Genomic DNA, 17,922 nt, shown 5'->3' with positions numbered 1-17,922 from the left:
TATTAAAAGTAATGGCTTAGTCACTCAATCACTTAAGATTTAATAAAAAAAATGGCAATATTCACACAGTGGAGGAAGGGATGATAAAGGATGAAGAAGTTGATATTTCAGTTTAACAATCGTGTATTAAACAGCTCTAGCTAATAAAAACACGGCCGGGCCGTGTTTTTATTTTTAGTTGTTATTACAGGTTTATTAATGCTTTTTTGCATACTCTTCAGCTTGCTTCCAAACTCTTAAGGTATTACCGCTTAAAATCTTTTTAATATCGTTATCGCTATAACCTCTGTCCATTAATCCCTGTACAAGGTTAGGGTAGCTTGATACATCTTTTAAGCCAATAGGTAGTGAATCGCCTACACCATCATAATCAGAGCCTATACCTACATAATCAATACCTATTAATTTAACTACGTGATCAATATGATCAAGTACTTGCTCTAGACTAGCAAAAGGGTATGGATTTTTAGCACGATATGCAGCATCAAAGTCTTTACTAATTTCAGCACCTTGTTGCTTAGCTGCTTCTTTTTTAGTTTTTAATGTTTTTCCCCAAGCGCCTGCACTCGATGTTACAAAACTTGAGCCAAAGTTAATTTGAATTACACCACCATTCTTTTTAAGCGCTAGTAACATATCGTCATTCATATTACGCTCAAATCCAGGTGTATATTTACGCAGTGATGAATGTGAGGCAATAACAGGTGTTTTAGAGAGTTCCATTACCTGATAAAACGCATCATCAGAGATATGTGATACGTCAATTAACATCCCTATGTTGTTCATTTGCGTGACTAACGTTTTGCCGAATGGGCTTAAGCCTTTCCATTTTCGGCGTATATCGTACGATGAGTCGGAAATATGATTGCTCTGGGAGTGAGCTAATGTGATGTATCGTACGCCACGATCATAAAAGTGTTGTAGGTTTTTAAGCTCTCCTTCGATAGGTGAGCCATTCTCCATCCCCATGGCAATAGAAAGCTTACCTTGCTTAAACTGCTCTTCTATATCAGCTGTTGAACTGGCAATCGCAAATTTATCGGGTGCACGTTGAGCAATTGCTTCCATGCTATCAATAAGTTGATTAGCTAACTGATAGCTTTTACCTTTACCATCAAACTCTAAATGGGCAGGTATATAAATAGACATAAAGGGCGCATTTAGGCCACCTGAAATCGCGCGAGGATAGTCAAAATCCCCCCCTGCAGTGGCTTTTGTTACATCAACCCACTTGTTGTAAATACGATATGGTACATCAATATGGGTGTCGATTAAGATAGTATCTTTTGCCAGTTTAATGGCTTTATCTGACGGGCTTTTAACGTGTTCTGCAAAAGCTTGAGGTGTTAAAGCTAGTGATATAGCTACCACTAGAGTGCTTAGTTTTATCATTTTTTTGGCTCTTTGGGTAAAAAGCCATTGTGTACGTTCAAATTAAAAGTTACAAGTAGTTGGTTTAATCAAATGACTGTGTTTGCTGATCTTCACTTTGTAGCGCTTTAAATTCGGCCTTAGAGATAATCGTAACAGACTCGTGCAGCTCTGAAAAAAACACCATCGCTTCGCCATTTTGTAATTGCTGGTTAACTTGTGCCACTTTACTTGCAATACTACACTCTTGTTCACCGTAATCAGTGCCTTCGCGCAGGACATAACTTTCAATTAGGTTATATAACGTGTCTTTATCGAGTTGTTGAAAAGGGATTATCATGACTACTTGTTACTCGCTTTATTTATTCGGTATTGACCAAAATATGTTGGCACAACTTTCTCTAACCAAAATATAGGTTTTAAAGGGTTTTTCCCACTAATAAATCCTACGTGACCGCCTTTTTCAGAAACACTTAGCGTGACATGTTCACTGACATCTTGCCTACTTGGTACGGCTTTAATTGACAGCATGGGATCATCTTTTGCGTGAATTATTAACGTAGGGATAGCAATATGCTTTAAATATGGCATTGCGCTGGCCTTACGATAGTAATCGTGTGCGTTTATAAAACCATGAAGTGGGGCAGTAAGTTGGTTATCAAATTCAAGCAGGTCGTCTATCTTCATTAACTGCTTTGAGGTAATAGGAATTAACTGTTTAATTTGAGGTAGTTTACGCTGCATTGATTTTTTCATTCGGTCGAGTAAATATTTTTGGTAAATTTTTCCTAAGCTTTTACGTATAACGTCGCTCGACGATGATAAATCATAAGGTGCCGAGACCACTGCAGCAGCACTTAAAGGGCAGTTTTCACGCTCTTCGCCTAAGTATTTAGCCAGCACATTCCCCCCTAACGAAAAACCCACAGCCATAATGGGTCGGCTTGGAAATTGAGCTCTTAAATGATTTATAAAAAAAGCTAAATCGGCGGTATCGCCACTATGATAAGCGCGTGGTAAGCGGTTAACTTCAGTTGAGCAATTTCTAAAATGCATAAGTACCACTGCATAACCTTGCTTTTTTAAAGCTTTCATCATGCCTTTGGCATAAAAACTATTAATGTTACCTTCAAGACCATGTAGAACAATAGCTAGAGGTGCATCTGCATTATGAGGTAGAGACCACGCTAATTCGATAAAGTCTCCATCGGGAGTATCTAATTGTTCTAACTGGTAACGAGTGTTATGAAATGGACGAAAAAAACGCGGTAATATCGTTTGTGCATGCCGGTTGGTCATCCACCATGCTGGTTTAAACTGTGTAGCCATACAACAATTATGCACTGTTAAAAACAAAATCTAATTATATCAAAAAGAATAAAAAGCGCCTAATCAATACTGAAATAGGCGCTTGAGTGCGTCGTGCTTAACGCTGTTTTAGCCGTTTTTTTATTAAAATAAACGGTATTAAAAGATGGTTAAAATTGTTTGTCTTCATCCTCATTAATTTTTTTAATGAAGTAAACGGCATAGAATAAGCAAAGAGAAATGACAACCACTAAAATACTAATAGGCATAAACAATACTGGATCACTAAAAAAGTCTCGAAAGAATATATTCATGGTTAATCTCCTCATTAATTGATGAGGACATGATATACAGAGTTCATGATTTATAATGTGATCAAGATCAAATTATTCAAAAGTTGTACTTTGATCGATCCTAATATTGATATAAATCAAAATTTAGAGCGCCAAGTTTAACATTTTAGTTATTGGGTTTGTTTGAAATAAGATCTATATAGTTTTTTATTTCCTTTTTCATCCGTGAATAGCTGTCGAAAATGTTCCTCTTTTTTCTTCGGATGTTTAAGGTTTTCTAATATACAGTTTTTGCTTATAGGTTGTTCACAATGCTTTGCTGCAGTACTAAATAGCAGTGCATTTAGATAACCTTCTAGATGAAATATACTGGGCTGTTTGATATTTTTTTTAGCCATATCTTTTAAGAACTCAATACATAATGCTAAATGACATTGCTGTGGTTCAGGTAAGACTTGAGTGATCATTAAACTGGTGGGGTATAATAAGCGTGAAAAAAGATGTGAGTTAGAAGTAAATGACATACTGGTATAATCAGGTGTAAAGTCTTGCTCAAATCCTCGGTTTATAAATGTTGCAGCCGCATGTGATGAGCCAACGATAAATACAGCGGTTACACCACTTTTCTTTAATAGCGTGAGTGCTTTTTGTATATCATTGCTGTTTCGTTTATATCTAGCTATTTTTTTTGGCTTGAGTTTGAATTGCGCTAATGCTTGAGTTAATGCATTTTCAACAACCAAACCATATTCGTCAGCCTGAATTAATATACCAACGTTGGTATGCCCTTTTTCTTGTATTAAATAGTTTACTTGTTCAATAGCTTCATCGTTATAACTAGCCCGTATATTAAAAACAAAATCATTATTGCTAGTATATAATTGTTTAGCGCCACTAAAAGGCATTAAGTAAGGGGTTTTAAATTGTTGAATAATAGGTAACACCGCATAGCTTGTAGAGGTACCTAAAGAACCTAAAATAGCATCCACCTGATCATTAAGAATAAATTCTCGTGTATTTATAATTGCTTGATTAGGCTCGTAGCCATCATTTTTTACTAATAGCTTTATCTTTGCGCCTTTAATCCCGCCTTGTTGATTAAGCTTATCAAAATAAACATTGCTACCTGTGAGCAGCTGGTTGCCAACGGGATGAGCATTACCTGTGAGTGCTGTAGACATGCCGACTTTAATTATTTGGGTGTCAGCTTTAACCGTAAAACAGTACATAATGCAAACCCATAAAAGGGTCTTGAGGCTAAGGGAGCCCCTTAAGCAGGTGATGTTCATTCCAGCGTCCTAATATTATTTTTAGTTGTGTATTCAATGCTTTTTTACCTGCAATTTTTAACGCTAGTAAAATATCTTCTACAGGTGCATTTTGTAATATTAGTCTAATAAATACATATTGGGTATTTTCATCGTAACCTGTAAGGCTTGAGGGCATTTGCCAAAATACTCGCCACAGTAATGGTTTTACAGTATGTAGTTGAAAGTCACTTTGTAATAGCTTTGCTAAACGCAATTGTTGAGTTTGGTTTGTTTGTTGCCGACTAAAACGGCTTACAATAGCTGCAACCAGACTTACATCAAGCGTATTGAAGTGATCTAATAGCAGCAGAGGAAAATCAGATTCAAAGTTTGTAACCATGTTGCTAATAGATAAAGCATTATCATGTAACGGTTTGATTACTAATGCGGCATGCTCTGCAGTCGCTTTATCAGGCATAAAGCCAAGCTTTACTAATTTAAAATGATTCTTTTGCCAAAAATGTAATAAAGCGGTGTTAGCACCAAAACTCGCTCCAATCCATTGGCAATCTTGTTTTAGCTGCTGTTGTATATAGTGAATAAACTCACTACCGAACCCTTTGCTGTGCAATTTAGGAGCGATAGCAATACGCACAATTCGAGCACTTTGCTGAGTCAAAAAATGGCTTTCGCTACTTAACTGTGCCATTGTTTGCGCCATTAAATGCCCTTGCGGTCGTCGTTTACCTGCAATAACGTGTTCACTTAGTTCTTTACTAAACATGCCTTCAATTGCAATTAAACAAACGCCTGCAACCTGGTTATTTGTTTTTGCGATGAATAAACGTTGTGTCGGCGAGTCGAGTAAATGGCGAAGGTCGTTCACACTACTTTGATAATGCGCCATAGCCAATAACGCAACAATTTGTTGTAACAAACTTTCGTCATTTACCAGTTCGAGTTGTGTTACTGGTGCATAGCTTAGTGTTTTTTCACTCTCTAGGTGCAATTTGTGCTGCGCATCAAGGGCAAGTAATGTGCGAATATGTTGCTCAAGAGGATCGTATTTTGCAAAGCGAAGAGGCTCTTTTAATGTGATTATTTTGGCTGCTTTAAAATGGCTTTTTAGATAGTGAGTAAATCTTAAAGTATAACCTCTACCATTGCCCTCATAACCTACCAGCGTACTTGCAAATATAATACGTGGGTAATGCTGTAGCATGGCTTGTAGCATAGGCACAGGGATCGCAGCGGCTTCATCAACAAATAATACATCACACTGTGGTAATGTGCTTAATAGTGCATCTGGAGCAACGTAGCGCAGATTGGCAAGTTGTTTTTGTGTTGTATCAAGGTTTGTATTTAACGTTTGAGCTAAATGCTTAAAACTACTGTGACACGCCTTAAATTGCGTTGCGCAAATAATTATATTCTTGTCGCTTAATTTAGCGGCACTTAGTCCTAAAGCGGCTGATTTTCCGCGGCCGCGGTCTGCATTGATAAGTAAAGGTCGATTTGCACGGCCGGTGGCCACTTGGATTATGTGTTCAATGCAATTGCGTTGCTCAGTAAAATCAATCACATTATTAATTTCGCTTTGCTTTGAACACTTTAAACCATGTAATTGGCTAATATGAACAATAGGTAAGTGGGCTAATAACCGGCTAAAACGCTGATTAAAATAACTTACCTTATTACTATGGCCATAAGATTGTACGTGGCTTAACGCGGGATCTTGCCACTCGCTAAGTTGCGATAGCTCGGGTAATAAAACAAACAAAATTCCAGCAGCTTGTACTGTGCCAGCTAAGGCTGCGAGTTTATCTGGATGAAGGCCACAAAAACCATCATATACAGCATGCGTAAACTCTTGCCCTAGTAATTGATGAATATGTTGCGGCCAAAATGCATGCTCAAAATAGGTATGCTCAGAGAGTATTGCTACATTGTCAGTTGTTATACAGGCTGTTAATAGTTCATAACACCACTGATTTTCACCTGTAATAAGCACACATTGACGATGCTTTGCATTATCAAGTTGTTGTACTAATTGATTAAGTTGCTTGCTATACAGCTTGAAGTCGTGCATATGCTGTTACTAACCATTTACTGCCTAAATCATCAAAGTTAACTTGCACACGAGACTGTGCACCACTGCCTTCGTAATTAAGTACGGTACCTATGCCAAATTTAGCATGTAATACGCGTTGCCCTAAGCTAAAGCCGCTTTCTTCAAATACAGCATGGCTAACCGAAGCGCTAAAGCGCCCAGCTGCAGGAGGGCGAGATACTTGTGTTTTAATACGAATTTCTTCTACGCAGTCTTCAGGTATTTCACGTAAAAAACGAGACGGGCTATGATATTTTTCTTGCCCGTATAATCGACGGCTTTCGGCATGGCTAATATATAATTTATCCATAGCGCGCGTCATACCTACATAACAAAGACGACGTTCTTCTTCTAAGCGCCCTGATTCTTCATTACTTTGCTGCGAAGGAAACATGCCTTCTTCAACACCGACCATAAATACAAGAGGGAACTCTAAGCCTTTAGCCGAATGAAGGGTCATCATTTGTACCGCATCTTCGTGCTCATCAGCTTGCCCTTCTCCTGACTCAAGCGAGGTATAAGCCAAAAAGCCATGTAATGGCGAGCTAAAATCTTCATCTTCGGGTAGCTCATATTGATCACATGCACTAATTAACTCTTCTAAGTTTTCTACGCGAGCGCGGCCTTTTTCACCTTTTTCTGCCTGATACATAGCCATTAAGCCGGATGTTTGTATTGCGTATTTAGCTTGCTCGTGCAATGTTAAGTCGCTAATTTTTTCTTCAATATGTTCCACAAGTTCTATAAATTTAGCAATGGCGCCAGCAGCACGCCCTGATAAATGTTGTTGCTCAACAATGGCCTTAGCGGCATACCAAAGTGGTAAAGATTCTGCTCGAGCACAATCGCGAATATGGCTGAGTGTTTTATCGCCAATACCACGTGGTGGGGTGTTTATTACACGCTCAAATGCAGCATCATCTTGTCGGTTTCCTACCAAGCGTAAGTAAGACAGTGCATCTTTAATTTCTTGGCGTTCGAAAAATCGCATTCCGCCGTATATACGATACTTTAAGCCTTCCTGTAGCATGGCTTCTTCAAGTACGCGAGATTGCGCATTACTACGGTATAAAATAGCGGCATCTTGCAGTGCATTTCCGCCATTAAGCCAGCTACGTAATTTGCTACTGACAAAACGCGCTTCATCTAATTCGTTAAATGCAGCATAAATAGAAATTGGCTCGCCGTCGTTACCGTCTGTCCATAAGCTTTTACCCATGCGCTCTGAGTTATTTTTTATTAGTGCGTTAGATGCTTTAAGGATCGTCGCAGTTGAGCGGTAATTTTGTTCAAGGCGAATGGTTTCGGCGTCAAAGTCGGTTAAAAAGCGTTTAATGTTTTCTATTTTAGCTCCTCGCCAACCATAAATACTCTGATCGTCATCACCCACAATCATAATACTGTGTGTATCACCGGCAAGTAGTTTTAACCAAGCATATTGAATTGTGTTCGTATCTTGAAACTCGTCTACCAACATATGTGCAAAACGTTGCTGGTAATGACGCAGTAGTGTTGGGTTATTTTTTAATACTTCGTAGCTTCGCAATAATATTTCGGCAAAATCAACTAAACCAGCGCGATCACATGCTTCTTGATAAGCACTGTATACACGTAACATCATTTGCTCGTTAATATCGTACGCTTGAATATCTTTAGGGCGCAGGGCTTCATCTTTTTTGGCACTGATATACCAACCAAACTGTTTAGCCGGCCATTTTTTATCATCAATATTCATCGATTTTAAGAGGCGCTTGATCATGCGAAGTTGGTCGTCAGAATCTAAAATTTGAAATGCTTCGGGTAAATTTGCTTCACGGTGATGGGCACGCAAAATACGATGAGATAAACCATGGAAAGTGCCAATCCACATACCACCCACCGGTGCTTTTAAGGTTTCTTCTACGCGAGTACGCATTTCTTTTGCGGCTTTATTGGTAAAGGTCACAGCAAAAATACTATAAGCCGACGCCTGCTCTACTTGCATAAGCCATGCAATACGATGGACTAATACTCGTGTTTTACCTGACCCTGCACCAGCTAAAACCAGCATGTTTTGTAAGGGAGCTGCAACGGCATCGCGTTGTTTGTCATTTAAGCCATCGAGTAATTGTGATACGTCCATCGTTACGCCTTTTTTATCTATATTGCGCAGCAGTATAGCAGGTGTTTTTGTGAGTCTAAATAAAATACTGTTTTTATAACCAGCTATTTATTAAATATTCTTTTAAACGATAAACTTGCTAAAAATATAGCCTGTCGTAAAGTTATTAAGTAAAAATAAATTTCGCTAATTTGACTCAAATTTAGTAAATATCACTAAATTGACACGGTTTAACTAAATTTAACTATCTGATTTTTAAGCTTTAATAACTTGGCATAAAATGTGATAGTACAATTATAATGAAAAATTAAATCAACAACAGAGGTAAGTATGGCAGAGCAAGGTTCTGGCGGTAATGTAATCGCAGCAATATGTAATATCTTTTTTCCCGGTTTAGGCCAATTAGTGCAAGGGCGTATATTGTCTGCGCTTATTTTTGCAATTGTAGTATTTGGTGGTTACGCACTTTGGTTTTTAATTGTTCCACCTATTATTGGCGCAGTGGCGCATTTATGGTCAATTATAGATGCAGCGCGTTTTAATTCGCGTAATTAGCATAAAGTAACTTCTTTTAAAATAGCGCCATTTGGCGCTATTTTTCGTTTTAGGGTTCGGTTTTTACTATGTATTGCGGTTATAATTACCCGATTAAAGTTTTATAAGAAGTATTATGGAATATCAATTTATTCGCGACCCTATTAGTGGGTTTCGCATTAAAATTAGTAGCGAACATGCGATTATTGGCCGTTGGTTAAATGAAGAAATAGGCAAAGATAAAATTGCGATGGTGCAAGCGTTAATTGCATCGGTTAGTACAAGCTTCGAGCCTGTCACCTTAAAGGGCCAAGAAATAGATTTAATTTTATCTAAAGATGAAGCCATTTTTGAAGCCCATGCATTACACCAAGACAATGAAGATATATTAGCTTATCAAGACGATGAACTCATGCTTGAAGAAAATGATTTATGTAGCGGTTGTGGCTTTGAAGATTTTATTGATTTAATTGATTCGTGGCATGAGTTTACCCATTCACGTTAATTTTTATATAAAGCAATATGCAGCAATGCAAAGTCGGGTTTTTCCCTGTATTATTAGCTTAATTAACACTATCTGGATTATATATGTCTGCTAATTTAAACAAACTGGTTGTAATGCTAGAAATGCAAAATGCAATGAACACCAAAGTTCATGAACAATGGTTTAGCCAAGGATTTGACTGGTATAGAGCTATTTGGGTTGAGTGCGCCGAGATGCTTGATCATTACGGTTGGAAATGGTGGAAAAAGCAAACTCCAGATACAGAGCAAGTTATTTTAGAATTAGTGGATATTTTCCATTTTGGCTTATCATTACGCATTGACGGAAAAACCAGTTACGAAGAACTGGCAAAACAATTAGAGCAAGAACTTGCAGTTGCTGATAAAGGTGATGATTTTAAACAAACTTTAGAAATATTAGCAGCATCAGCTGTTGCCGAAAAAACGTTTAATGCCGCTGCTTTTGCCGGTTGTATGGCGCAGATTGGTATGGATATTGATGACTTGTATCGTGGTTATGTCGGTAAAAATACACTTAACTTTTTCCGCCAAGATCATGGTTACAAAGACGGGAGCTATATTAAAGTTTGGAACGGACAAGAAGATAACGAACACTTGGTTGAGGTGGTAAAAAACCTTGATACAGAACACGCAGATTTTGCAAAGTTAGTTTATCAAGGTCTTGAAGCGCGTTATCCAAAAGCCAACTAAATAATAGTGCGATAGTCGGTTACATTTAGGTAACTGGCTATTTCTTTACTGGGTTGTTGGCTATCGGGATTAGCAACAGCTAATAGGTGGGCAATACCATAATCTTTGGCGGCGTTAAGTACCGCTTCACTGTCATCGACAAACAAAGTACGTTGCTTATCAAATCCTATCTCATTGTGCACTTGATGCCACAAACTCTGCTGCTCTTTACTTACACCATATTGATGAGTTGAAATAACGCCATCTAAGTAATTATCTATAGCGGTATGCTCAAATTTAAGCACCATGTTTTCGGGGTGAGCATTGGTAAGTAAAATTAATTCTTTTCCGGCCTTTCTTAACTCAGTTAAAAAATAAGGCACATCTTCACGTACTTTTATTAAGTGTTGATGTTCTCTTTTTAGGTCCATAATGGGTAATTTTAGTTGCTCTTGCCAATAATCTAAGCAATACCATTGAATTTGCCCATGCACTGCTTGATAACGTTTGGCTATATCTGCTTTAGCCGCATCTAAGCTAATATTTTGCGTTATTGCTATTTGCTCTGGGATTACATTTAGCCAAAAATAACTATCAAAGTGTAAGTCGAGCAATGTGCCATCCATATCGAGTAAAACAGTATCGATTTTTGACCAATTTAGCATGGGCTTTTCTCTATAAAAGATTTATTATTAAATTAACTGCCATGATAGCAAATTAATGCCAATGACACAGAAAAAGCACCCAACTCCACCACAAATAATCAGTAATACTGTGGTTGCTAAAAGCCGACTATTTACTGTAGAAGCGTTAGCGCTTAAATTTTCTAATAACGAAGAACGCGAATATGAACGTATTCGTGGAGGTGGTCGAGGGGCTGTAATGATAGTCCCGATTACACCAGAGAATGAGTTGCTATTAGTCAGGGAATATTGTGCTGGTACAAACGACTATCAACTTGGTTTTCCAAAAGGGTTAATTGACCCAGGCGAAACGCCAGAGCAAGCCGCAAATAGAGAGCTTAAAGAAGAGGTTGGTTTTGGTGCTGAATATTTTAAGCCATTAAAAACAGTCTCTATGGCGCCTAGTTATTTTAATGCCACCATGCATATTTTATTTGCTAAGCAATTATACCCACAAACATTAGTGGGAGACGAACCAGAGCCTTTAGTGGTTGTTAAGTGGCCATTAACTGATTGGCAGTCATTATTATCACAAGATGATTTTACCGAAGCACGAAGTGTCGCAGCTTTGCTATTATTAGATAAGTATTTGCAGTTAGGAGCTAGCGATGAATAGATTACTCGAACCTTGTATTGAACTTGCACAAAGTGCAGGCGACGCCATAATGGCAATTTATAAACAAGGAGATATTGGCCAACAAGAAAAATCTGATAACACGCCAGTGACTAAAGCGGATTTAGCAGCTAATGATGTATTAGTAGCAGGCTTAAAGATATTGGCTCCAGATATTCCTATTATGTCTGAAGAAACGCCTATACCTGCGCTTTCAGAGCGCGAAGATTGGCAACGTTACTGGTTGTTAGATCCCATGGATGGTACCGGTGAGTTTATTTTAGAAAGCGGTGACTTTGCGGTAAATATAGCGCTTGTTGAAAATAATCATCCAGTACTTGGGATTATTCACTGGCCTGCTAAAGGAATAACTTATTTTGCGAGCTATCAAAATGGTGCGTATAAACGCGCCAATGGCGAAGATGTAAAAATGAATGTGGCGGTCCCTGATAGTTTGACATTAGCAGTGAGTCGTCGACAAAAAATTGAATCGGTGAGTCAGTATTTAAATACTGAGTTTTCTACCATAGCCGTTGGCTCGTGCTCACTTAAAGCTTGTATTGTTGCCGAGGGTAAAGCTGATTGCTTTTTGCGTATAGGCCCTACGGGAGAGTGGGATACGGGTGCTTCGCAAATTATTATTGAAGAAGCCGGCGGGTGTATTACTGATGCTGAGTTTAACCCTTTAACTTATAATCAACGCGAAAGCACAGAAAATCCAGACTTTATTGTTATGGGTCATCCCGATTGGGAGTTCAAAAAAATGATAACGCCGCACCAAAGAACTATTTAATTCAAGGTGTTGTATTCTTTTTGTGCAGTTATAGCGTTTTAGTTAGTTTAATGCTTGCAAAATAGTTTTATTACTATATTATAGCGCTCTCTTCGAAACAGGCTCGAAAGTAATACGAAACTGTTGAAAAGAAATTACAGGCGCGGGATGGAGCAGCCTGGTAGCTCGTCGGGCTCATAACCCGAAGGTCGTCGGTTCAAATCCGGCTCCCGCAACCAATTTCCTTTAAGGTATTTGGTGGCTGTAAAACTCTAACTTAAGAGATTAAATTAAGTAGTCGATAGACTTAAAACCACAGGCGCGGGATGGAGCAGCCTGGTAGCTCGTCGGGCTCATAACCCGAAGGTCGTCGGTTCAAATCCGGCTCCCGCAACCAATTTCCTTTAAGGTATTTGGTGGCTGTAAAACTCTAACTTAAGAGATTAAATTAAGTAGTCGATAGACTTAAAATACAGGCGCGGGATGGAGCAGAATGATAAATCATTCGCCGGACTGCTAAAACCTGAAGTCGAAGGTCGTCGGTTAAAATCTGGCTCTTAGACTCTACATACAGGCGCGGGATGGAGCAGCCTGGTAGCTCGTCGGGCTCATAACCCGAAGGTCGTCGGTTCAAATCCGGCTCCCGCAACCAATTTTTCCTCAAAATTGGTACTGAAAATGGATTTCAAAAATATTTATCTTTTTTAAATAAAACAACACTCTTAATTGAGTGATTTTTTGTGTTTGTAATTCGCATCGTCGGTTCGCTTTTCATATTCACAGCTCCCCGCAGCTAATTTTTCCTCAAAATTGGTACTGAAAATGGATTTCAAACATATTTATCTTTTTTAAATAAAACAACACTCTTAATTGAGTGATTTTTTGTGTTTGTAATTCGCATCGTCGGTTCGCTTTTCATATTCACAGCTCCCGCAACCAAGTTTTCCTCAAAATTGGCAGTGAAAATGGATTTCAAAAATATTTATCTTTTTTAAATAAAACAACACTCTTAATTGAGTGATTTTCTGTGTTTGTAATTCGCATCTTCGGTTCGCTTTTCATATTCACAGCTCCCGCAACCAATTTTTCCTCAAAATTGGTGCTGAAAATGGATTTTAAAAATATTTATCTTTGTTTAAATAAAACAACACTCTTAATTGAGTGATTTTCTGTGTTTGTAATTCGCATCGTCGGTTCGCTTTTCATATTCACAGCTCCCGCAATCAGTTTTTCCTCAAAATTGGCAGTGAAATTAAAGCTTAAAAAGTCATGATGTGGCTATATCTAACAGTTAGCTAACTAACTGTTAGATATTATTCGTGTTACTGTAATTTAAAGCGACTGACTAGGGCTGCCATTTGAGCATTTTCACGTAATAATGTCTCAGTGCTAGCTTGTGTTAAAGCTCCATTTTCAGTTAGGTTTGTTACCATGCTTTGTATTGAGTTCATGTTGCGACTAATTTCTTCGGCTACATCACTTTGTTCAAATGAAGCGGTTGCAATATGAGAACTTAATTCATTGATTTCAATAATAGAGTTAGTCATTGTATCTAAGCTAGTATTAACTTGAATGGTTGAATTAGTTGTGTCTTTACAGCTGTTTTTAGTCGAGTCAATAGCGTCGACAGCAAGAGTTGAGTCACTGGTTAGCTTAGCTAATAAATCATTGATTTCTGCTGTGCTTTCTTGAGTTCGTGCAGCCAAAGAGCGAACTTCATCGGCTACTACCGCAAAACCACGGCCTTGCTCACCCGCTCTGGCAGCTTCAATAGCTGCATTTAATGCGAGTAAGTTTGTTTGATCGGCAATAGCACCAATAATACTCAACACTGACACAATTTCTTGTGTATTTTCATTCATGGTACTGATGCATTGTGATGCAGCGTCTACTTCGCTTACTAACACCTCTACGCCTTGTGTAGAGGTTTGTATAAGTTGTTTAGACAAAATAGCTTCGTTACTGGCCTGCTGCGTATTCTCAGCTGTTTTCTTCGCATTTTCTGCCACACTATTGGCAGATGCACTCATTTGTGTAATTGCTGTAACGGCTTGATCTGTCTCACTTGCATGGCAATCTAGTGCTTGGGTGCTCGAACGGGAAATCTCTTTTAAGTGCTCTATTTCATTTGAAACTTTACTAGATGATAATAGAATTTCTTTCATAATTTGTTGAAGCTGGTCAATAAAGGAATTTACTGCTGTGGCGATTTGCGCTAAATCGTCATCCCCCTCAACATCAAGGCGTTGTGTTAGATCTCCATTACCTTGCGCTAAATCCTCTACTCGTTTTTTTAGTGAAATAATCGGACTATAAACTTTTGCTAATGTATAGACTAATAAAACAATAGTAAGAATAATTAATACGACAGCTGTAATCATTGAAAACATTAATTGTTCAGCTAAAAAATCGTAAGCAATACTTTCGTTTATATCGATAACTAAGTGCCATTTTTTCCCACCAAGTAATACAATATCGCTATATTGTATATAGTGTGCATCGCCATCTAGTGTGTATCTGTACTCACCTTGCCTTGAGTGCAATAACTCCTTTTCAAAGCTAGCTAATGCTTTATCTTGAGACAAACTAGCGCCAAACTTTTGTGTGCCTGAGGTACTAATAAGTGTTGCGTTTGCATCATATAAGCTAATTGTAGCGCCTCTAAAGTTAATGCTATTAATAAACTCGTCGACAGCATCAAGGAAAATATCTCCTCCAATGACTCCGCCATTTTCAACATCTAAAAAGCTAAACATGTATTTATCTGAAATTCCCTCATCAAAATAAATATCAGTCATGATTAATTGACTTGCAGCCTGAGCATCTTGGTACCAAGTTTCCTCTGTGGCGTTATAGCCCTCAATTATACCGGCATTACCGATAGTGAGGCCCTTTTCATCTGCAAAATTAATAGCATCTAATGGGGTAGTAGCAACTAGCATTTTCGCTATTTCTATTTTTTTATCTGCGTTGTTACTGCGTAATAATACTTTGGCTTTTTCAACGACATTACTATTGGCGCTAAGCCAGGAGTTAATGTCGTTTTTAACAACATTAATAGTAGAAACTGCTTGTCCTTCTATTTCTGAACGGCTACCTGTACGAGTCTGGTTATAAGATACCCAGTTAGAAATTAATAAAGCACTTGCTACAAGTAGTGTAGATGCCAGCATTATTCGTTGCTTAAATCCGATAGAAATAGCCATTACTTATCCTTGAGTTTTATCACATTATGTTTTGACTTTAGCATATTTTTACAGATGTAAGTGTCCATATTTAACTCAAAGGTATTGATTTTTTCTCATCTACCTAAGCTATTTGTAGTGTTTGATATTAGAGAGGATCGTAAAAGAGTTTGTTAACGTATTACCATGTTTATATGGCATTTTAAATAGAGTGTAATGGCAACCTATAAAACACTTCGGCTTATATTGGGCGATCAACTAAACCCTTCTCATTCTTGGTTTAAAAATAAAGACTCTAATACGCTTTATTTAATTGCAGAATTGCACCAAGAAACGGCTTATGTGAAGCATCATATTCAAAAGCTATGTGCTTTTTTTTGTGCTATGCATAACTTTGCATCCGCATTACAAGTAGCTAATTTTAATGTATTACATTTAACTCTCGATGATACTCAGCACGATAAAACCCTCAGTGATGTTATTACACGCGTAGCTGCAGAATTTAAATGTGAGTTTATTCAGTATCAATACCCCGATGAATACAGGCTCAAGTTAGAATTGCAACGGTTTGAAAAAAACAGCAATTTGAATGTTAAAGGAGTTGATAGCGAACATTTCATATTGCCTTTTACACAGATAAGTAATCGTTTTAAAAAAGGCCAACATCATACAATGGAGCACTTTTATCGTTTTATGCGTAAACGGTATGATATTTTAATGCAAGCAGAAGGTAAGCCGTTGGGCGGTAAATGGAATTATGATGCACAAAACCGTAATAAGTTTACGCAAGTTGATATTGCCAACATCCCGAAACCAAAACTATTTGAAAATGATATAAGTGGGGTGGTAGAGCGCTTAAATCGTCATAGAGTTAGTTACTTTGGTAATATAAATGAAAGCTTACCGTGGCCAGTTACACGCAAACAAGCGATAGAATGTTTAGATTATTTTTGTGAACATTTACTGCTGCATTTTGGTCGCTTTCAAGATGCTATGACCTATAAAAGCGAACATAATACCAGCTTGTACCATAGCCGTTTATCTTTTGCGCTTAACAGTAAGCTTATTCACCCTTTGTATGTTATTAAGCGGGTGCTACAAGAATATGAGCAGCGCAAAGGTGATATCGAATTAGCCCAAGTAGAAGGTTTTATTAGGCAAATACTCGGGTGGCGAGAGTATGTACGTGGTGTTTATTGGTGCAATATGCCGCAATATGCCAGTAAAAACACTTTGCATGCTATAAATTTATTGCCTAACTACTTTTGGCATGGCAGAACAAAAATGCAATGTTTGAGTCATGCGCTAACACAAAGTTTAGAGACGGCTTATGCACATCATATTCAGCGGTTAATGATCATTGGTAATTTTTGTTTATTAACAGGTATTGATCCGAAGCAGGTCGATCAGTGGTATTTAGGCGTATATATTGATGCTATAGAGTGGGTAGAAATGCCTAATACTCGGGGGATGAGCCAATTTGCCGATGATGCCATAATTGCCACTAAACCCTATGCTGCTAGCGGTAATTATATTAATAAAATGAGTGATTACTGTAAAAATTGCTTTTATAACGTGAAGAAAAAGGTTGGCGATAAAGCATGTCCTTATAACAGTTTGTATTGGAATTTTATGGATAAAAATAGGGCATTATTAGAGAAAAACCCTCGAATTGGAATGGTGTATAAAAATTGGGATAAACAAGCTTCTTCACTGCGAGAACAAACATTACAGCAAGCCCATTATTATTTAGATAATCTAGAAAAATTATAGAAATGCCAAAACAGAGTATTAAACTTTAATAGAACGAGAAGCTAAAAGTGGTTATTACTTATAAATAGTGCTGATTTGTGTTAAAACGGCAGAAATATTTTTAGCTAAGAGATAACATGACAGAACTCTATCATTGGTTTGATTTAATCGGAATAGCCGTGTTTGCGATCACCGGCACTTTAGTTGCCCACGAAAAGAAATTAGACGGTTTTGGGGTCGTGGTTCTTGCAACGGTTACCGCGATCGGTGGAGGGACTGTACGAGATGTAATTCTAGATGTTCCGGTATTTTGGTTACGTGATGTGAGTTATTTCTACGCTATTTTAGCTGCTGTTTTTTTAACGACTATTTTAATCAATAAGCAAAAATCAATCCCGCATTATTTTTTACAAGTGGCTGATGCATTTGGATTAGCTTTTTTTGCAGTTATGGGAACGCAAAAGGCGCTTTTAGCCGGAATGCCTGATATGACAGCGATAATTATGGGGGTGATCACCGGTTGCTTTGGTGGCATGATCCGCGATGTGCTTGCTCGTGAAATTCCCATGTTATTAAAAGGCGAGTTATACGCTATTACCTGTATTGCGGGCGGCATTGTTTATAGCATTAGTATTTACTGCTTAGTGATCACCGAGTTGGCAATGGTATTGGCAATGCTCACAACATTATTACTTCGTTTTGCATCTATTAAGTGGAAAATCACATTACACTTTTTTAAATATCATGACTAAGCTT

General features: G+C 37.9%; 16 protein-coding genes and 3 tRNA genes. 10 read left to right on the top strand and 9 right to left on the bottom strand.

From position 1 onward, the window contains the following. Positions 1-195: 195 nt before the first annotated feature. The 7 genes from J8L70_RS14445 to uvrD all read right to left on the bottom strand — a co-directional run bounded on the left by J8L70_RS14445 (position 196) and on the right by uvrD (position 8,454). Positions 196-1,392, bottom strand: coding sequence for a dipeptidase (locus J8L70_RS14445; protein WP_211056298.1), 1,197 nt, complete (start codon positions 1,390-1,392; stop codon positions 196-198). Positions 1,393-1,456: 64 nt separating this feature from the next. Next, entirely contained in the window at positions 1,457-1,711 is a 255-nt protein-coding gene (locus J8L70_RS14440) for a YheU family protein (protein WP_211056297.1), read from the bottom strand. A gap of 2 nt (positions 1,712-1,713) precedes the next feature. Then, complete coding sequence (locus J8L70_RS14435; protein ID WP_211056296.1) at positions 1,714-2,700, bottom strand: hydrolase; 987 nt, start codon at positions 2,698-2,700, stop codon at positions 1,714-1,716. A gap of 149 nt (positions 2,701-2,849) precedes the next feature. Beyond that, positions 2,850-2,993 carry a hypothetical protein gene (locus J8L70_RS14430; RefSeq protein WP_211056295.1) on the bottom strand — a complete coding sequence of 48 codons (144 nt, stop codon included), beginning with the start codon at positions 2,991-2,993 and terminating at the stop codon, positions 2,850-2,852. Between the two features lie 149 nt (positions 2,994-3,142). Further along, positions 3,143-4,201 carry an ABC transporter substrate-binding protein gene (locus J8L70_RS14425; protein ID WP_211056294.1) on the bottom strand — a complete coding sequence of 353 codons (1,059 nt, stop codon included), beginning with the start codon at positions 4,199-4,201 and terminating at the stop codon, positions 3,143-3,145. Between the two features lie 28 nt (positions 4,202-4,229). Continuing rightward, positions 4,230-6,311 carry a GNAT family N-acetyltransferase gene (locus J8L70_RS14420; RefSeq protein WP_211056293.1) on the bottom strand — a complete coding sequence of 694 codons (2,082 nt, stop codon included), beginning with the start codon at positions 6,309-6,311 and terminating at the stop codon, positions 4,230-4,232. Next, a complete protein-coding gene (gene uvrD / locus J8L70_RS14415; RefSeq protein WP_211056292.1) occupies positions 6,289-8,454 on the bottom strand; it encodes a DNA helicase II in 2,166 nt (721 codons plus the stop codon). Before uvrD ends, J8L70_RS14420 begins: the two co-directional genes overlap by 23 nt. Positions 8,455-8,763: 309 nt before the next feature. Between uvrD and J8L70_RS14410 the strand changes: the two genes are divergently transcribed. The 3 genes from J8L70_RS14410 to J8L70_RS14400 all read left to right on the top strand — a co-directional run bounded on the left by J8L70_RS14410 (position 8,764) and on the right by J8L70_RS14400 (position 10,182). Then, positions 8,764-8,988, top strand: a complete 225-nt coding sequence (locus J8L70_RS14410) for a hypothetical protein (protein ID WP_211056291.1) — start codon at positions 8,764-8,766, stop codon at positions 8,986-8,988. A 115-nt stretch (positions 8,989-9,103) separates the two neighbouring features. Then, positions 9,104-9,472: a YacL family protein gene (locus tag J8L70_RS14405; protein WP_211056290.1), complete on the top strand. Its 369-nt coding sequence runs from the start codon at positions 9,104-9,106 to the stop codon at positions 9,470-9,472. An 83-nt stretch (positions 9,473-9,555) separates the two neighbouring features. Next, entirely contained in the window at positions 9,556-10,182 is a 627-nt protein-coding gene (locus J8L70_RS14400) for a dUTP diphosphatase (RefSeq protein WP_211056289.1), read from the top strand. Here J8L70_RS14400 and yrfG read toward each other — a convergent pair. Then, positions 10,179-10,826 carry a GMP/IMP nucleotidase gene (gene yrfG, locus J8L70_RS14395; RefSeq protein ID WP_211056288.1) on the bottom strand — a complete coding sequence of 216 codons (648 nt, stop codon included), beginning with the start codon at positions 10,824-10,826 and terminating at the stop codon, positions 10,179-10,181. The two genes, J8L70_RS14400 and yrfG, sit on opposite strands and share 4 nt — an antisense overlap. Before the next feature lie 61 nt (positions 10,827-10,887). Between yrfG and nudE the strand changes: the two genes are divergently transcribed. The 5 genes from nudE to J8L70_RS14370 all read left to right on the top strand — a co-directional run bounded on the left by nudE (position 10,888) and on the right by J8L70_RS14370 (position 12,881). Then, positions 10,888-11,460, top strand: coding sequence for an ADP compounds hydrolase NudE (nudE, locus tag J8L70_RS14390; RefSeq protein ID WP_211056287.1), 573 nt, complete (start codon positions 10,888-10,890; stop codon positions 11,458-11,460). Beyond that, positions 11,453-12,250 (top strand): 3'(2'),5'-bisphosphate nucleotidase CysQ, encoded by a 798-nt coding sequence (cysQ, locus tag J8L70_RS14385; protein WP_211056286.1) that lies wholly within the window; start codon positions 11,453-11,455, stop codon positions 12,248-12,250. Before nudE ends, cysQ begins: the two co-directional genes overlap by 8 nt. 141 nt (positions 12,251-12,391) lie before the next feature. Continuing rightward, positions 12,392-12,468 (top strand) — tRNA-Met (locus tag J8L70_RS14380). Between the two features lie 81 nt (positions 12,469-12,549). Beyond that, positions 12,550-12,626: transfer RNA gene (locus J8L70_RS14375), tRNA-Met, on the top strand. Between the two features lie 178 nt (positions 12,627-12,804). Continuing rightward, positions 12,805-12,881 (top strand) — tRNA-Met (locus tag J8L70_RS14370). A gap of 670 nt (positions 12,882-13,551) precedes the next feature. Here J8L70_RS14370 and J8L70_RS14365 read toward each other — a convergent pair. Continuing rightward, a complete protein-coding gene (locus J8L70_RS14365; RefSeq protein WP_211056285.1) occupies positions 13,552-15,435 on the bottom strand; it encodes a methyl-accepting chemotaxis protein in 1,884 nt (627 codons plus the stop codon). Between the two features lie 195 nt (positions 15,436-15,630). Here J8L70_RS14365 and J8L70_RS14360 point away from each other — a divergent pair, with 195 nt between their 5' ends. Together J8L70_RS14360 and J8L70_RS14355 are read left to right on the top strand one after the other, a co-directional pair. Beyond that, positions 15,631-17,187 carry a cryptochrome/photolyase family protein gene (locus J8L70_RS14360; protein WP_211056284.1) on the top strand — a complete coding sequence of 519 codons (1,557 nt, stop codon included), beginning with the start codon at positions 15,631-15,633 and terminating at the stop codon, positions 17,185-17,187. 116 nt (positions 17,188-17,303) lie between these two features. After that, positions 17,304-17,918 (top strand): trimeric intracellular cation channel family protein, encoded by a 615-nt coding sequence (locus J8L70_RS14355; protein WP_211056283.1) that lies wholly within the window; start codon positions 17,304-17,306, stop codon positions 17,916-17,918. Positions 17,919-17,922: the final 4 nt, after the last annotated feature.

This window comes from Pseudoalteromonas sp. MMG010, assembly GCF_018100905.1.
Classification (GTDB): Bacteria; Pseudomonadota; Gammaproteobacteria; order Enterobacterales; family Alteromonadaceae; genus Pseudoalteromonas.
This window is presented reverse-complemented; position numbering and strand designations above follow the sequence as displayed.

What these genes read in the sequence shown, in the direction of transcription:
- J8L70_RS14440 (WP_211056297.1), bottom strand. Translation starts at nt 1,711, where the DNA reads ATGATAATCCCTTTTCAACAACTCGATAAAGACACGTTATATAACCTA.
- J8L70_RS14400 (WP_211056289.1), top strand. Translation starts at nt 9,556, where the DNA reads ATGTCTGCTAATTTAAACAAACTGGTTGTAATGCTAGAAATGCAAAAT.
- J8L70_RS14425 (WP_211056294.1), bottom strand. Translation starts at nt 4,201, where the DNA reads ATGTACTGTTTTACGGTTAAAGCTGACACCCAAATAATTAAAGTCGGC.
- J8L70_RS14445 (WP_211056298.1), bottom strand. Translation starts at nt 1,392, where the DNA reads ATGATAAAACTAAGCACTCTAGTGGTAGCTATATCACTAGCTTTAACA.
- J8L70_RS14405 (WP_211056290.1), top strand. Translation starts at nt 9,104, where the DNA reads ATGGAATATCAATTTATTCGCGACCCTATTAGTGGGTTTCGCATTAAA.
- J8L70_RS14430 (WP_211056295.1), bottom strand. Translation starts at nt 2,993, where the DNA reads ATGAATATATTCTTTCGAGACTTTTTTAGTGATCCAGTATTGTTTATG.
- nudE (WP_211056287.1), top strand. Translation starts at nt 10,888, where the DNA reads ATGACACAGAAAAAGCACCCAACTCCACCACAAATAATCAGTAATACT.
- J8L70_RS14420 (WP_211056293.1), bottom strand. Translation starts at nt 6,311, where the DNA reads ATGCACGACTTCAAGCTGTATAGCAAGCAACTTAATCAATTAGTACAA.
- J8L70_RS14360 (WP_211056284.1), top strand. Translation starts at nt 15,631, where the DNA reads ATGGCAACCTATAAAACACTTCGGCTTATATTGGGCGATCAACTAAAC.
- yrfG (WP_211056288.1), bottom strand. Translation starts at nt 10,826, where the DNA reads ATGCTAAATTGGTCAAAAATCGATACTGTTTTACTCGATATGGATGGC.
- J8L70_RS14355 (WP_211056283.1), top strand. Translation starts at nt 17,304, where the DNA reads ATGACAGAACTCTATCATTGGTTTGATTTAATCGGAATAGCCGTGTTT.
- J8L70_RS14410 (WP_211056291.1), top strand. Translation starts at nt 8,764, where the DNA reads ATGGCAGAGCAAGGTTCTGGCGGTAATGTAATCGCAGCAATATGTAAT.
- cysQ (WP_211056286.1), top strand. Translation starts at nt 11,453, where the DNA reads ATGAATAGATTACTCGAACCTTGTATTGAACTTGCACAAAGTGCAGGC.
- J8L70_RS14435 (WP_211056296.1), bottom strand. Translation starts at nt 2,700, where the DNA reads ATGGCTACACAGTTTAAACCAGCATGGTGGATGACCAACCGGCATGCA.
- J8L70_RS14365 (WP_211056285.1), bottom strand. Translation starts at nt 15,435, where the DNA reads ATGGCTATTTCTATCGGATTTAAGCAACGAATAATGCTGGCATCTACA.
- uvrD (WP_211056292.1), bottom strand. Translation starts at nt 8,454, where the DNA reads ATGGACGTATCACAATTACTCGATGGCTTAAATGACAAACAACGCGAT.